Annotated in this window: 12 protein-coding genes and 1 pseudogene; 4 read left to right on the top strand and 9 right to left on the bottom strand. The window is 38.3% G+C overall.

Annotation, left to right across the window (positions count from 1 at the left end):
- The first annotated feature begins 205 nt into the window (after positions 1 to 205).
- Positions 206 to 1,168: a class I SAM-dependent methyltransferase gene (locus tag H6G74_RS09615; protein WP_190967446.1), complete on the top strand. Its 963-nt coding sequence runs from the start codon at positions 206 to 208 to the stop codon at positions 1,166 to 1,168.
- 121 nt (positions 1,169 to 1,289) lie between these two features.
- On the opposite strand, the gene H6G74_RS09610 is transcribed toward H6G74_RS09615, so the two are convergent.
- The 3 genes from H6G74_RS09610 to H6G74_RS09600 all read right to left on the bottom strand — a co-directional run bounded on the left by H6G74_RS09610 (position 1,290) and on the right by H6G74_RS09600 (position 7,067).
- A complete protein-coding gene (locus tag H6G74_RS09610) occupies positions 1,290 to 2,552 on the bottom strand; it encodes a lipid-A-disaccharide synthase (RefSeq protein ID WP_190967445.1) in 1,263 nt (420 codons plus the stop codon).
- A gap of 66 nt (positions 2,553 to 2,618) precedes the next feature.
- A complete protein-coding gene (gntT, locus tag H6G74_RS09605; RefSeq protein WP_190967444.1) occupies positions 2,619 to 3,977 on the bottom strand; it encodes a guanitoxin biosynthesis MATE family efflux transporter GntT in 1,359 nt (452 codons plus the stop codon).
- Between the two features lie 171 nt (positions 3,978 to 4,148).
- Positions 4,149 to 7,067: a zinc-dependent metalloprotease gene (locus tag H6G74_RS09600; RefSeq protein WP_190967443.1), complete on the bottom strand. Its 2,919-nt coding sequence runs from the start codon at positions 7,065 to 7,067 to the stop codon at positions 4,149 to 4,151.
- A 469-nt stretch (positions 7,068 to 7,536) separates the two neighbouring features.
- On the opposite strand from H6G74_RS09600, the gene H6G74_RS09595 reads away from it, so the two are divergent.
- On the top strand, positions 7,537 to 7,740 hold the full coding sequence (locus H6G74_RS09595; protein ID WP_190967442.1) for a hypothetical protein: 204 nt from the start codon (positions 7,537 to 7,539) through the stop codon (positions 7,738 to 7,740).
- Between the two features lie 139 nt (positions 7,741 to 7,879).
- On the opposite strand, the gene H6G74_RS09590 is transcribed toward H6G74_RS09595, so the two are convergent.
- From H6G74_RS09590 to kaiC, 4 genes are all read right to left on the bottom strand, one after another.
- Positions 7,880 to 10,825: a PAS domain S-box protein gene (locus H6G74_RS09590; protein ID WP_190967441.1), complete on the bottom strand. Its 2,946-nt coding sequence runs from the start codon at positions 10,823 to 10,825 to the stop codon at positions 7,880 to 7,882.
- A gap of 265 nt (positions 10,826 to 11,090) precedes the next feature.
- Positions 11,091 to 11,450: a circadian clock KaiB family protein gene (locus H6G74_RS09585; RefSeq protein ID WP_190967440.1), complete on the bottom strand. Its 360-nt coding sequence runs from the start codon at positions 11,448 to 11,450 to the stop codon at positions 11,091 to 11,093.
- Positions 11,451 to 11,463: 13 nt separating this feature from the next.
- Positions 11,464 to 11,790, bottom strand: a complete 327-nt coding sequence (locus H6G74_RS09580; protein WP_242051193.1) for a circadian clock KaiB family protein — start codon at positions 11,788 to 11,790, stop codon at positions 11,464 to 11,466.
- Between the two features lie 15 nt (positions 11,791 to 11,805).
- Entirely contained in the window at positions 11,806 to 13,518 is a 1,713-nt protein-coding gene (kaiC, locus tag H6G74_RS09575; protein ID WP_190967439.1) for a circadian clock protein KaiC, read from the bottom strand.
- Positions 13,519 to 14,060: 542 nt separating this feature from the next.
- Here kaiC and H6G74_RS09570 point away from each other — a divergent pair.
- Entirely contained in the window at positions 14,061 to 14,444 is a 384-nt protein-coding gene (locus tag H6G74_RS09570; protein ID WP_190967438.1) for a response regulator, read from the top strand.
- Positions 14,445 to 14,513: 69 nt separating this feature from the next.
- Here H6G74_RS09570 and H6G74_RS09565 read toward each other — a convergent pair.
- Positions 14,514 to 14,672: pseudogene (locus tag H6G74_RS09565) on the bottom strand (IS630 family transposase); the annotation flags it as partial.
- 186 nt (positions 14,673 to 14,858) lie between these two features.
- On the opposite strand from H6G74_RS09565, the gene H6G74_RS09560 reads away from it, so the two are divergent.
- Positions 14,859 to 15,785 (top strand): DMT family transporter, encoded by a 927-nt coding sequence (locus H6G74_RS09560; RefSeq protein ID WP_190967437.1) that lies wholly within the window; start codon positions 14,859 to 14,861, stop codon positions 15,783 to 15,785.
- A 76-nt stretch (positions 15,786 to 15,861) separates the two neighbouring features.
- Here the strand turns inward: H6G74_RS09560 and H6G74_RS09555 are convergent, their stop codons facing one another.
- Entirely contained in the window at positions 15,862 to 16,224 is a 363-nt protein-coding gene (locus tag H6G74_RS09555; RefSeq protein WP_190967436.1) for a VOC family protein, read from the bottom strand.
- Positions 16,225 to 16,292: the final 68 nt, after the last annotated feature.

Here is a 16,292-nt window from a genome sequence, read left to right as displayed (position 1 = left end):
GGTATTTTCAATTGGTGCTTGAGAATTCTGACTTTGATGGGAATCTCAGGAAATTTATCTATGTCACTCATCCGGCTGGAAGACAGAATTAGTAATTTTGCGATCGCACCCTAATTGTGTCTCGTAACTATGCTAGTTGAGAAAATTATTCTCGACTAAAAGCAGTAAAAGCTGGGTAAATTCAAATATGAGATGAGAATACTAAATGAACAAAATAACGGTCAACGATATTAAATCTATTTCATTTCCCCAGGGTGATTATGTATCACCAGGGCTGGAGATGGTTCAGCCAGATTTATGTTTTCCTAACATGGTTTTAGGAAATAAATATGATTCTTCTTGGTTATATTTACGACGAGATATTCCTCATAATTGGTATGTTGATCAGCGACGGTCTGATGTGGGATTTGTCAGCCGCGATGAAGCGCATATTCTCTACAACACCGCTTTAAAATTTCAAGGTAAAAAGGCTTTAGAAATAGGTTGTTGGATGGGGTGGTCAGCTTGTCACTTAGCTTTAGGTGGAGTAGAACTAGATGTCATTGATCCGATGTTATCTGAACAATTATTTTATGAAAGTGTGACAGATTCACTCAAGCAAGCAGGTGTGAGAGAATCGGTGAATCTAATCCCCGGATATAGCCCACAAACAGTAGCAGAAACAGCTAATAAATTACAACGAAAATGGTCATTAATATTTATCGATGGTCATCATGAAGCGCCAGCACCACTTGATGATGCAATCATCTGTGAACAATTTGCCGAAGCAGATGCTCTCATTTTATTTCATGATTTGACTGCTCCTGATGTCGGCAAAGGATTAGACTATTTGAAAGCTAAAGGTTGGCAGACAATGGTTTATCAAACTATGCAAATTATGGGAGTTGCATGGCGGGGAAATGTTGAGCCTGTAATCCACCAGCCAGATAATACAATTAATTGGCGCTTACCACCACATTTGCAATCTTATAATGTTAGTGGTGTAGCTCAAACTAAAACAACAGATAAATTTTCAATTTTGTTACAAATAATTCAACCATATACTTTATTGAGTGAAACAAAATTATTTTCTTTGTACAGTCAAGCTCAACAAGTATATGATTATCTTTTCTGGATACCAAAAATATTAAAACAAACACTTTCTCGAAGAAGAAATTTTCCTAGTTAAATCATAAGAGTGCATCTAACTTCAGCCCTCAGACTGAAGTCTGGGGCTATACAAACTAAACCCGCCTGCGCGGGTTCTAATACCATATCTAAAATCCAAAATTGTGTGACTCCTGAATTCTTCATTCAATTTCCTCACAGACAATTTGAGCGATTTTTTCGGCTGCGCCACTTTCGCCGCGAACTTGTCTTAGCTTGTTACGCATCTCCTGTAACTTTTCGGGATAAGTTAACAATTCTAAGACCATTTCGCCAACTTCTTGTGCTTGGAGTTTCCCTACTAATTCGGGAACTATTTCTGACTGCGCCCAGATATTTGGCCAGGCTAATAAACCCTTGCGTCGTAAAAATAGCCAGTTAATTAATTTGGCAAATGTTGTCCCTACTCCTGGTAAATTTGCTAATAATCCTGGTAAACCATCCCAAGAACGCATAGCATCAAGCTGTTGAGTCGGCAATAACACAATCATTGGTACACCTAAAGAACCAAGTTCGGCTGTGTTTGCGCCGACTGTAGTTAAGCAGATACTACATTGGGACAAGATGCTGTATGCGGGATTTTCTTGGTATAGTTCGACGTTTAATCCTTGGTTGGTTTTCAGTAGTGGATACTCATAATTTTGTTCTGGAATTATTAAAGAACCGCCAGAAAATTTAAAAGTTTCGACAAAAGAATTTTTTTGAGGATCAGCAAAGCTGGCTAAGGTTTGTAAATCTAAAGTTGGTGCAACCGGAATAATAAACTTGGTTTGGGGGAGTTTGGCGTAGATATATTCAGCAATAGCTAAAGTTAATGGAACTCCTTGGGTGAGTTTTGCGGCTTTTGAACCGGGGAGAATACCGATAATGAGGGAGGGGGGAGTGGGGAGTGGGGAGTGGAGAGTGGGAATTAGGGAGTTTTGGGCTTCTAGCATTAAGTCGCCGACGACTGTGAATTTATGGGCGTATTTGGGGGAGACTTTTTGGGCGACTTGTGATTTCATTACGCCGAAGCGGTCGATTAAATTATGCCAACGGGCTTCCCATTCGGCGTAGACTACGGTGCGATATCCGAGTTTTTTACCAATGATTACCGGGAAAATTTGATCCCCACCGAGGAAAACGACAACGCCGCGAGTTCTCCAGTCCCAATTGTCAGAAGTTTTTCCCCAGAGTAAAAATTGCCAAAAATGTTCTACTCCCTGAACTCGATCAACTTCTGGATAGGATAGTGCGATCGCCGCTTCTTTACCACTAGCATTGGGACAAGGTGATAATACTACAGAAATTCTGACTAAAGAACGGTCATCTCCTAGTTGTTGGCGTAATGCTTTGACGACTGGACGCACCCAGGTTGTGACTTCTCCAGGGCCATTAGAAAGAATGAGAATATCTACTGGAGTCATGATTTATGGCAAAAGGCAAAAGGCAAAAATATTAGTGGTATGTGTGAGTGCAATTCTCTACTTCAACTAACTAGATGGTAGTGGTTGTTGATTTTCGAGTGTTGGGCTACCAAGTGTCCGGGGTATTTGGACTGCTAAGACTGTCAGATTAATTGCCATATAAGCTACCAGCGACATCCACAGTAAGGAGTTATTGTGAATATACCAAGCTGCGATCGCTACAGGCACAAAGCCACAACTAAAAGCAATTAAGACTGAATTACGTAAGGTTGCACCTTCTTTTAAACCAATGAAATAACCTTCTAACATAAAGGCAATGGCGGTTAATCCCAACAATGGCAGCAACCAAATTGTATAATTACTGATATGTTTGTTGACTTCGGCGTGATTAGTTAATAGCCCAAACACTGTATCGGGAAACAGCACTGAAACAACAGCAAAACCCAAAGCAATCACTAAACTGGTCAATACAGAAACAGTCAGTAATGCAGTCATTTGTTCTTTTGCACCTTTGCTATAAAAGTTACCAGTCAGGGTTTGAGTGGTCATCCCCACACCTTGGACTGTGAACTGACTTAATAAAGCAATTTGTAATAGCAAACCGTTCTCGGCTAAGATTTCCGTTCCCATTGCTGCACTCAAATTGGTGAAGATGGCATAAGTGGAAATCAGCACAATAAAGCGGATGAGAATATTACTCTTCAGCGCCACCGTATCTTTGAGAGCCACCCAATCAAACACTTCTTGGAAAGCGGCGGGTAAGGTTTGCCAGGGAATAGTAAAGCAGGCATATATAATGCCAGTTAATAATGCCAAATATTGACTAATGGCTGTGGCTAGTCCAGCCCCCATACTTTCCCAACCCCAAAGCGAAATCATCAAATAGTCCAGCACCACATTCGCACCGTTACCAATTACCGACATGGCGAGGACGATGCTATTCTTTTCTTGCCCCATAAACCAGCCAATAAAGACAAAATTCAGCAATACGGCTGGCGCTCCCCAAATTCTGGCTTGGAAATAATCAGCCCCAGCAATTTCAATTTCTGGGGAACCGCTCAGAATCGTAAAGCCAATTTTTTGTAAGGGGTATTGTAACAACAAAATTAATAAGCCAATTCCCAAGGCTATCAAGCCACTGCGTATACCTGCCAAGAGTACAGCTTTGTGGTCATCCAGTCCAACAGCTTGTGCAGTCAGTGCATTGACGCTAGAACGCAGAAATTTCAACACCCGGTAAAGGTAGTCAAAAATAATTGTTGCTAAAATCACTCCCGCCAAGTGACGGATATCTGCCAAATGTCCCAAAAAGGCAATATCCACCAAACCAGCTAAGGGAACCATCATGTTAGATAGCATACTAATGCTGGCCAGTTTGTAAAAGCGAGGCAGGAAGTTGTACTTGGGTGAGACCGCAATTGTCATAGATTGTTGTCTGTACTGGAATTTATCTTCCAGTCTGTACTATTTCATGGAGAAATGACATATCATATCGTTTCTGGTGAAAGAATGTTCCTTGATTAAAGTGCCTCAGATCCCCGACTTCTTTGAGAAGTCGGGGATCTTGTTGTACAACGAGCCTGGATAAGCCCCCAGTTAATTTCCTTGCAATGGTGCATTCAAGGCTTTGGTAATGCGATCGCGTGTTTCGAGAATATGAGCTTTGCTATATTCATCTTGAGAACTTACTTGAGCAAGTTTTTCATCTAATTGCTTGAGTTTGTACCAAGCTAAAGTCCGCGCATCTTCAGGGACATTATCTTTCCGCAACACCATACTAATTAAAATATCCAGGTATTCTCTCTGCAAACCTCGTCGCATACTGGATATTTGCAAAGCTGGTTTTTTCGGTGTGATGACTTCTGTCCAAATTCCTGATTGGAGAGTATCAAATAACTCTGGTAAAGTCAGTGCTTGTCCCGATTGAGCTTTAAGTTCCAAATCCTTGAGACGGTAGAGGCGATCGCTTGAAAGTAAATCGCGCAAAACTGCACTCTGCAAGAACAAAACCAATTCATGAATCGGATAATCTAAACGTCCGACGCGGGGATAGCTGCCCCAGTGCCGCCACCGGGAAGGTGCTAGTTTATTCAGTAAATCTGGAGAAAATTTTAAGGCATCTTCGGCAAACACATACTTTTGTAGGGTTTTTAAAGCTTGCCTTTGTTCTTCTACGGGGACTGGTTGAAATGGTAAACGATTTTGTCCACTCAGTTTACTAGAGTCCACATCAGCACCTTTAATGCGGTAAAAAGATTGTCCGCCAATATATTTACTCACATAATAAATTTGCTGAAAATAATTGCCCAACACCGTACTAAATCTTTCGCTGACATCGCTGTAGCTTTCCCCAGCAGTCGGATAACCCCGGTTGAGACGTTCCCACATCACCCGCGAGTTATCTAACTGCCATTGGGCATAAACCAGCACGTTGTTACTATTGTCCCAAGCATCGGCGGTGGGGTCGAGGTCATAAACATCCTCGTCTGTGGAATAACTCAACTCTGGTTTAGAGGATTGGTTGGCAATTTCCTGCAACAATGGTTTTTCGGCAATAGGAGTACTTGCCCTAGTAGAGATATAACCATATTGAATTGCCCATTCATCATAAACCCCCACCGCACTGGGAAAATAATCACCCTGTTTTGTGCCTTGGGGTGCAATATTCGGGGGAATGTAATCCATCACCGAAGATGTCAAACCTTTACGGTGGGTGACATCTTTATTATTCATCTCTTGGGGTGGTAGCAGGGTACTACCGCGAAAGTTATGGCGCAAACCCAGTGTATGACCAACTTCGTGGGCAATAATTAACCGTAAATATTGATTGATATATTCTTTTTGTTGTTCTTGGCTGGGTGTCCCATCTTTTAACAGTGTCATTGCCAAAGAACCAAAGGCAAATTGATTAGCGGCTTCCATGCCATAACACAAATCATATTCCCCAGCAAGTTTCGATAAATTTCTGAGTAAGCCATTTTCTTTGGGCTGGGAATTGTCGCCACTGCAAAGAAAGCGATTTTGCATCCAAGCTGATAAAGATGTACGATTTTGGTTTTGGTTCGGTTGAACAATTTTGCGGTATTCACTTTTTAATGCCCGCACAAAACTCGCATCAACTAAAATGTCTGCATCTAAAATTTCTCCTGTGAGGGGGTTAACGCGGGATGGCCCCATTGCAAAATAACCATCGACGGTGTTTATCCAGCGAATTGTGTTGTAGCGAATATCTGCCGGGTCCCACGTGGCGTTATCTGGCATTTGTTTGGCTTCGATGGCATCTTTAAATCCGGCTTTGAGGAAGGCTTGATTCCACATTAAGATGCCTTCTTTAATGGCATCACGGTATTCTAAAGGAACTGCATTATCAATCCAGAAAACAATCGGTTTTTTGGGACGGGAAATCGCGGCTGTGGGGTCGGCTTTTTCTAAATTCCAGCGATTAATATAACGCACAAAGGGATCGCCACTATCTTTAGTTAAATCTTGGTAAGCGGTGATGAAATAACCAACTCGTTCATCTGCTAAACGTGGGCGATAATTATTATTAGGTAATTGTGAGAGGCTGTAGTGGACACGCAAGGTAAAGCCACGGTCATCAGCTAGAGAGGCGAAATTCAGTCGTTGATTATCTCGAATGCTACTAGCACTACTAGAGAAATTTAACACCGACTCAATTTCGATGTTGTGGGGAAAAGCTTTGGCATTACCGAAGTATGATTGGTCTGTGGTGGCAGTCACACCTAAACTTGCAGATAATCCTGCTAAGTCGGAAAGTAGCAAATCACTCAGGTCAACAAGGATAGTTTTGCGTTGGGGATGAATGCTTTTAATGGGTAGCATGTAGAGAATTGAATCGCTAAACGAACGGGCAAGCGATCGCGCTTGGGGATCTCCTTCCCGTGTGCGAAAATTAACATTACGCACCACAAAGTGTAATTTGTCATCCACCCTCTGCCAATAAAATAAAAAATCTTGCAAAGGTATACCACTGTAAATACCACGTTCCCCAATTCCCGATTCAAGTGTGGCTGTGGCTAAGAAATTATTATTTAACTGTTCTGGCTTAATTTCCAGATAAATTTTATTCTTTTTAGCACTGCGATAGATGGTGAATAGTCCCTCTTTTTTTTCGGTATCTTTAACTACTTCATCAAAGGCTTGTAAATCATCTTTAGTTGCTGGTTTTGCCTGTGAAGTCGGCTTTTTTTCTGGCTGATTGCTGGGTTTACCAACTTCTAAAAATGGCTGTTTGTCTGCTTGTTTGAGATTCTTAACTACCCACGTAAAAGGCTGATTTTCGACTTTTTTATTTTGATTAATTACCCAAACTTGCGGTGATGGTAGTTTTTTCCAGGCAGGGTTTGTGCTATTTTTGTTAGGTGTAACTTCTGCAATCTGGTTAACACGTACAGCTTTCGTGTCTTTGTGACTACGTGGCGACTCAGCATTAGCAGTTGCTATCCCTAATAAGAATCCGTGCAGCAAAATTACATAAAAAGTTACTTTATTCATTTAGTTCCGCCCTGATAAGATTTACGAGTTAATTTTTAATTTTGACAAATGAAATTTTTGGCTGCCATCAGTAAAAGCAACCTAAAAAGACCTGGAGTTGTCTGAAATTTACAGACAGACTTTTGGCTTCAATTTTTCGGAGTATTATCTAGTTGTAGAGTATTGTTCCTAACAATTCCTGAGCGAATTAATAGTAAGTATGATTGTGTCACCGACAAATTCAAGATACTGGCAGAAATTACACAATTTTGGCGAATAATTTTCAAAAATATAATTTTCCTGATAAATAATAATTTTTAAACCTAAAAATAAATTCTTACTGCCTGAAATTTAGCTTTAACTCAGTACTTTCGTCAATAAGCTATACATACTACTTTATACTTCTATCTTGGGACTCTGGAAATTAAACTCAATAATAAAAAATTAATCAATTTTTAAGATGTAGATTAGTAAATATAGCAGGGGACAGGTGACAGGGTTAAAGGCTTTAGTTTTATTATTTATCCACGTCCTAACCAACTTGGCTACTGCTATATTAAAAACGAATGTAAATTGGGTGTTGCTGATTAGTGGGATGGTTTTTGTCTCACGCAAAGGCGCAAAGACGCAAAGAATCAAGATTCTGCTTTACACAAAAGTCCTCAGTTCATCCCGCATTTATGCAACGCCGTAAATTGTTGTGCTTTTTCAAAAAAACCCCTGTAAAAAAAACAGGGGTAACAGAAAGATAAACCGTTAACCTTACTTAGCTAATCTACTGATTTGCTAAGAAGTGTAGATGAATTGCAAACACTGCTAGATAAGCTATTAAATTAAGGCGAGTTAGTGATTAAGTTTAAAGGCAATTTAATGTAAAAAATACTACCTTTTCCTATTGTACTTTCAACCCAGATTTGACCTTCATGTTGCTCGACAATATTGCGGCAAATAGCCAGACCTAGACCTGTGCCACCTTGCTTACGTGAATCAGAGGCATCCACTTGCTGAAAACGCTCAAAAATAGACTCTATTTTGTCAGCAGGAATTCCTCTACCTTGGTCTTGTACCTTAAATAATACATGTGAATTGTGACCATCTTTTACTTTGATTTCTTCTACCATCATTGATACAGTAGAGCCTTGCGGCGAAAATTTAATTGCATTACTCAGCAAATTTGTTAGTACCTGAATAATCCGGTCTTTGTCAACTATTAATTCTATAGATTGAGGTAAAACTGATAAATTTATCCCAGCATTATTAGCCATTATTTTCATCAATTCTGTGGCTTCTGTTAACAAGTTAGCAGCATTAACTTGTTGTTTATTTAAAGTAATTCTTCCGGATTGCAACCTTTCTAAATCCAGAATGTCATTTACTAGCCTGACTAGGCGTTCAGAGCTTTCTGAGACAATTTGAATGATGCGTTTGCCCTGTTCAGAATCCAGTTTTACTAAACCAGTTTTCAACAAGTTTAAACCTCCTTGTATAGAGGTCATAGGAGTACGTAATTCGTGACTAACAACCGAGATAAACTCATTCTTGATTTTTTCTAAAGCGTAGCGTTGTGTAATATCTTCACCAATGCTCATCGTACCTACTATTGCACCTTGTGAATCTCGTAATAGCGTATTGTTCCAGGCAATTACACGTTCTTCTTGAGATTTAGTAATAATTGAATTCTGGTAGTGAGAATGTAATTCTTGCTCTATTATTTCTCCAAAAACCTTTTGCGTACTATCTTGCTGATGCTGCGGGATAAAATTGGCAATCCACTCTTTACCTAAAATTTCTTCCTGGGTATACCCACTCAATCCTAGAAAGAAAGGATTTACATATTCAACTTTACCCGTCTTATCCAGTCCTATAACTAGCAACTGCACATTTTCTAATAAGCTACGCCAACGGCGTTCTGCTTCACGCAGTTGAGCTTCAATTTTTGTTTGTTGATTAATAGTTGCTGTCAGAATATTAATTAATCTATGCAAGTGTGTATTGGCTTGAGATAATTCAGCAGTTCGTTCTGCAACTTTAATTTCTAATTCTGCTTTTGCTTGTTGCAAAACTACTTCCACTTCCTTTCGTTGGGTAATATCTAAACAAGTACCAATCATTCGTATTGCTGTTCCTTGATCGTCGTAAATACATTTTCCTTTAGCCGCAATCCAGTGAATGCTACTATCAGTCCAAATGACTCTGTATTCCACATAATATTCAGATTTTTTATCTTTAGCATCAACTATTTTTTGGTCAACTCTTCCTCTATCTTCAGGATGAAGACATGCAAGAAAAGCTTCGTAGTTACCTGCAAATTTACCCGGAGTTATACCAAACAATTCTTCTTGACGGCTTGACCATTTGAGATTGTCAGTAAGAATATTCCAATCCCACGTTCCCATTTGAGAAGCTTCTAAGGCTAACCTTAAATGTTCCTCGCTTTCTTGCAAAGAAATTTCAGTCTGTTTTTCTTTAGTTATATCTTTTAAAAAAATTGATATGCCTTCTAAATAAGGATAAATGCGCTTTTCAAACCAGCGTTTGCTCGATGGATAAAATTTTTCTACTTGAATAAAACTTTTCTCTCTTAAAGCTTGTAACAAATCATTGTAAGAATTACGACCAAGTAATTCAGGAGATTCTTGCCAAATATTTTTACCAATTAAATCTTGCGGTTTTCTGCCAAAAATTTCTGCGGCTTTTTGATTAACATAGGTATAGCACCAATTAGTATCGACAGCTATGAAAGCATCATTAATACTCTCTAATATATTAGATAAACTATTTTTACTCGCTTCCGCTTCTGCTCGTGCAGCTTGTTCACGAATTACAAGTTTTGCTATTTTTTCTTCTGTCTGTCTGCGGTCTGTGATATTCGTCAGCGTGACTACACTACCAATAATTTGCTTTTCTAAGTTTAATAAAGGAGAAGCACTCAATAGTAAATTAAATTGGACACCATCTTCGCGGTTTAATAATACTTCTACCCCTTTAAAAGATTGCCCTTGCATCAAACTAAAGAGTGAAAATACTTCTTGTTTTTGCTGGTGATTTTCTGATTGATTAACCCATAAACAATCTTCTATGCTTTGATAGCAACTACAATGCTGACATTGCAGTGGAAATGACGTATCAAATTGTTGAAATAATGGATTCTTGCCACACAGTTGCTGTGCTGCTTGATTAGCACGAATAATTTTCCAACTGCGATCGCAGACAATAATTGCTTCGCCTGCTTGTTCCAGAATAGAATTGGCTAGTCTTTCAGCCGCCACAATTTCTGCATTACGTTTTTGCTCGGTTAAGTTAGTTACTACTATGCAAGTAACAGTTACTTCGTCTATTTGCAATGGCTTAAAAGACAGATAAACAGGTATTTGAGTTTCATCGTCAGCTATTAAGTAAATCTCTCCTCGACTACATCCTTGACTTGATTGCTGGAATAATCCTTGAAATATCTGTTTTTCTTGTGATGCTATATAGTCCTCAATGTTAGAACCGATTACTTTCTCCAATGGCTTTTTGAGCATGACTGCAAAAGGGTGATTACAGTAAAGAATTGTGCCATGATCATCTGTAGTCACAGCACCTTCTTGCATCTCTTGTAAAAAAGCACGGTAAGGATAATCAGCATCTTGCAAAGTGAAGATTTTTTCTCCTTGAGTGATAGATACAACTAAAGCATCTACCTCACCCACTCTAATAGCTCTAAAAGTCTCTTCTAATATTTGTATTTGATTACGTAGAGATATATTTTCAAGTTCAAGTTCTTGGCGTGTTTTCACTGCAATCACCCTAAGCCAATTCGTAATTCGTAATTCGTAATTTGTAGTGCGTAATACTCCCTTCCGGCGAGAAGCAATCTACGTAATTAATTATATGATGAACTCAATTAATTAGAACTCTCTTTGTCCCGGTTAACCTAACTAGTAACTTAGGTTATTTATACAAGAAGTCTCTTGACATTAAAAATAATTTCCTGTGTATTTTTAGTCCATAAATATAGCTTGAAGCTAATATTTACAGATAATTTTAAGTTATCACCTAATATCAAGCAATATCTAAAGCAATAACTACCTTTTCAACATTTGTCAAATCGCCAATTAACTTTTGTAGGGGTGGTGGCAGTTCTTTGATTAAAGTAGGTACAGCAAATATATGATCTTTTTCTAGAATCCCAGGCTGTTGGTATATATCAATAATTTCCATCTCATAGCGTCCTTCTAAATATTTTTCACAAATTTTTTTCAGCATTTGAATAGCACGCATCGATCTGATGGTATTGCCAGCTACATACAAACGTAAAACATATTTTGGCATTTCTAAATTTGCCAGTGCTTTTTCAAAATCTTCTGTAGATTCTATAATTAGTTCATCAGAACTATCATTATTTTGTCGTGAATTATTCATAGCTAATTTCTCCTTAGCTGATGTTTACTTGACGTAAATCTAGTCCTACCAATACTTTTTCAGTATTGGATAAGTCTCCAATTATTTGCTTTACAGGTTCCGGTAATTTTCTCACTAAAGTGGGAATAGCTAATATTTGATCCCCCTTGGCTAATTGGGGATTTTCCAGGAGGTCAATTACTTCAATACGATATTGTCCTTCCAGGTATTCTTCACAAATTTTTTTCAGATTAGCAAATGCTTTTAAAGATTTAGGAGTTTGTCCAGCTACATATAACCGTAACTCCCAAACTGCTTCTGTTTCACTAAATTGAGGATGGAGATTCATATAGTAATCCATATTAAAAATCTCTACTTATGTTTCAGCTTGGCGCAAATGTAATCTTTGTTTTTGCTCATCTAATAAAATTTTTTCTTGTATTTCTTCGATATAAATTAATCTTTCAATCTCTTGCTTTTCAATTTCAAATTGAGATTCTATAGCCTTAACCTGTGCTTCCATTAGTAAACGTTTACGTTCAATATCGTGCTGTTTTTGCTCAATTTTTTGTTGGCGCTCTACAGCAGCAGCCCTGTCTTTTGCTTCTTGGATAATTCTTGCTGTACCTGTGAGTACTCCTTCTGTCCCTAAATACACATCTAATAACTCTATTCCTTCATCGGTTAAAATAAATTCTCGTACTTGATTAGAGTGTGATATACCGCGAGATTTAAGTACATGAATTAAGCGGTTGCGCTCACCGTTAATCTCTATAGTTCTTAGGAGTATCCAAGTATCTGCTAAGGAAGAAACTCCTATCTCTGTATATTCTAAAAAAGCACTATTACCTTCATTCAAATTTGTAAATAATGTTGTGATATTTTTTGTTTTTAGATAATCAATTAGGCGCATCATAAAGGATTTCATCTGAACATCAGTACTCCCATAAGTGAGGTTAGATATGGGGTCGATAATGACTGCATCAGGTTGAAAGTCATTAACTATACTTAGCATATTTACTAAGTGCATTTCTAAACCGTAGAATGTCGGGCGTAAAGCTTGGAATTTCAGTAAATCTTTATTAACAGCAGTCTCTAAATCAATACCAATGGAACGCATGTTGCGAATAATCTGATGGGGAGATTCTTCAAAGGCAAAATAAAGGCATTTTTCTCCTCTTTGACAGGTAGCATTAGCAAAATGAGCGGACAACGAACTTTTACCAGTGCCTGCTGTACCAGAAATTAAGATGCTGCTACCACGAAAGAAACCTTGTCCTCCTAACATTGTATCTAGGCGTTTGATCCCACTAGGTATCCATTCGGTTGTGACTGAATAATCTAAGCCGACAGAGGTAATTGGTAGAACGGAAATACCATCTTCTTTAATTAAAAATGGATACTCATTTGAGCCGTGCCTAGAACCGCGATATTTAATAATTTGTAACCACCGAGTTGAAAGTTCATTACTGACTCGCTGATCTAGGCGGATGACACAATCTGAAACATATTCTTCTAAACCATGACGTGTGAGGCTATTGTCGCCACTTTCACTAGTAATGATGGCTGTTACACCTTTGGTTTTGAGCCACAGAAATAACCGCCGTAATTCAGTTCGCACGATCGCAGCGTTATCCAATCCACCAAATAATACTTCTAGGGTGTCGATCACTACTCTCTTAGCTGCGATCGCATCAATTTCATAGCCTAATCTAATAAATAATGCTTCTAGATCATATTCGCCTGTTTCTTGAATTTGACTGCGTTCAATGTGAACGTGGTCGATTACTAGTTTTTTTTCTTGGATGAGTTCTGCTACATCCCATCCCAAAGAAGCAACGTTTTGGGTTAACTCTTCAGCCGTTTCTTCAAAGGCCATAAATACGCCTGGTTCATCAAATAGGGTAGCACCACGTACCAAAAATTCCATTGCCATCAGCGTTTTGCCACAACCAGCTTTACCACACAGCAGTACTGGTCTTCCTTGTGGCAATCCTCCATAGGTAATCTCATCTAAGCCTTGAATTCCTGTTGGGCATTTGGCAAGCACAGTGGGTTTTTGTTGTGTATCGATTTTAGGTTGATTCATATTTCACCTAAATGCTGAATGTAGAGAAATAACAACAGTAGGGACTAAGATTTATCAGAAAAATACATGCTAAAAACCATCTCGCTTCTATTTCGGTATACAATCTTATATAAATTTTGTGAGGATTTTGTGAAGAAGTAAAAATTTTGAGCGATAGCAATGGTTTATTTGAAATATGACATGGTAAGATTTAGTAGATTTTTATCAAAGACGATCCTATCAATTCAGATGTCACTACTGCACAAATAAATGGATTGTCTGTTAAAAATTATCTTCTTTAATAAACTTATATTACTAATAAACAAAAAGTTATAAATAATCTTGAATATTAGCTTATGTTGAGACCTGAGAAATCGTAGACATCCAATATTTTCCTTCCTCACAATATCCTCACAACTCTTTGTTAGTGTTTTAAATGATAAGTTTGTCAGGAAAAGTCCTTAGTCATATTGCTTGAAATAACAATCGCAAAAAAGTTTGCTAATCAATAACTCAATGTTTGACAGCAAAAAGCATCTGTACAGCAAGAAGGATGAATCAATATGACAAAGCGAATCTTAGTAATTGATGATGAAGATAGCGTGCGGGAAATTGTGCAAATTTCGTTAGAATCGGTTGCTGGTTGGGATATCTTAACAGCATCTTCAGGTAACGAAGGAATAGAGATTGCAGAATCTGAGCAACCTGATGCTATTTTGCTAGATGTAATGATGCCTTACATGGATGGGCCGACAACTTTGAAAAAGCTACAAGCAAGTGTTGCAACTTGCAAAATCCCTACTATTATGCTCACTGCTAAAGCTCAAAGTAGCGAACAAAAGCAATTTATGGACTTAGGGGTAGCAGGGGTAATTACTAAGCCTTGTCTCCCCCTAGATTTAGTTGATAACATCTGTAAGATTCTTAACTGGAGTTCAGTCAAATAATTTTGGATTTTGGATTTTGGATTGATACCAACCATCTAACTTTCTTAATTACGAATTATGAATTACGAAGCCTAAAAATTTAGCAATTTCATGTTGTGGTTTCCCATCGTTCTGGAGCAGAATAATTAGAATTCTTTCTCTGACGTGGGGTTGCTCGCTCTCTTTTAGAGCTTCCTGTAAGGAGCTAACTTGTTCTGGCGTTAAAAAGTTTTTGGCTGGGGGCGGCATCGCTGCTTTGAAACGGCTTCATCTTATTATTATGCAACTTCAGTGCTGATTAGCTTACGAACTTTTCCAAGCTAAAAATATTACAGAAAATGAATAGTATTTACTGCACTGATGTATAAAAATATTTCTGCTGGGATGTCAGCACTTAGTCTGCATGAACAGGTGAAGATTTGATACCATAACTGCATGTCATTACATCAAAACTCTGGACGCTGGCGTTTAGGCCTGGCATTATCTCTACTTACTGTTTTCCTATGGGGAATTTTACCAATTGCGCTGGCGGTGATCCTGCAAGCACTTGATGTCTATACGGTGATTTGGTTTCGGTTTTTAGTGTCGTTTATTTTACTAAGTGCATATTTAGGAATGCGTGGTGAGTTACCGAAGTTACGTCAATTATCTGCTGCTAGTTGGAAGTTGTTGGCGATCGCTACAATTATGTTAGGGGCTAATTACTTCTTTTTTATGCAGGGTTTAGCGTTGACATCCCCAGCCAACGCAGAAGTATTAATTCAATTAGCAACTTTGTTATTAGGCTTTGGTGGGTTAGTGATTTTTCACGAACGTTACACACTCAACCAATGGCTTGGGGTTGGTGTATTAATTTGTGGTTATATCATATTTTTCCGCGACCAAATCACGAATTTAATTACCGCACACAGCACATATATTTTTGGTAGTGGTTTGATAGTTTTAGGTGCAGCAGTTTGGGCTATTTATGCTTTAGCACAAAAGCAGTTATTACAATCATTATCTTCGCCCCATATCATGATGATGATTTATGGCGGTGCGGCTTTATTATTGACACCATTAGCTAAACCAGACACTATTTTAAAATTAAATAATTTACAGTTGGGAATGTTAATTTTTTGTGCTTTCAATACTTTAATTGCTTATGGTGCGTTTGCCGAATCATTAGAACATTGGGAAGCATCCCGCGTTAGTGCTGTGTTGACTTTAGCGCCAATTGTGACTTTAATTGCTGTTGAGTTAGTAGTAATATTCACACCTGGGTTGATTCCCGCAGAAAATATCACTCTCACTGGTATGATTGGTGCAGTGTTGGTAGTCGCTGGTTCAATGGCGATCGCTTTAGGAAAAAAAGCTCAGTAGATAGGCGCAAATAAACCAAACTATTAAAGAAAATGAATTAGCTTAAAATCCTCATCCCTTTTTCCTTCTGCCTTCTTCAGTCACGAGTCAATAGTTCTAGATTATGTCCATTTGGATCATAGAAATAAAAACCACGTCCACCTTGGCGATGATTAATTTCGCCTTTGTTTTGGTGCATAGGGTCACTAGTATACTCCAAACCAGCTTGTTTGACTCTAGCAAAGATAGTGTCAAATTCCTCATCACTAACATGAAAAGCATAATGATGAGATTCAAAAGAGTTTCTGTCATCAAAATCGAGTGTTAGTGTGTCATTAACTCGCACCGCCGCAAAATGACCAGCAGCTTCTACTTTTAAACCAAAAATATCAGCAAAGAACTGGGTAGATGCTTGTTTATCATGAGTAGGAACTATAGTGTGATTTAAAGAGATAGTCATAATCTTTTACCTCTGCTGTTGTTTTTAGGTTTATTTCTAGAATGACTGATGAAACTTGATTGTGACCT

Origin of the sequence: Nostoc spongiaeforme FACHB-130, from assembly GCF_014698475.1 — a bacterium.
Lineage (GTDB): Bacteria > Cyanobacteriota > Cyanobacteriia > Cyanobacteriales > Nostocaceae > Nostoc_B > Nostoc_B spongiaeforme.
The sequence above is the reverse complement of the archived record's forward strand: the minus strand, read 5'-3'. Positions and strand labels throughout refer to the sequence as shown.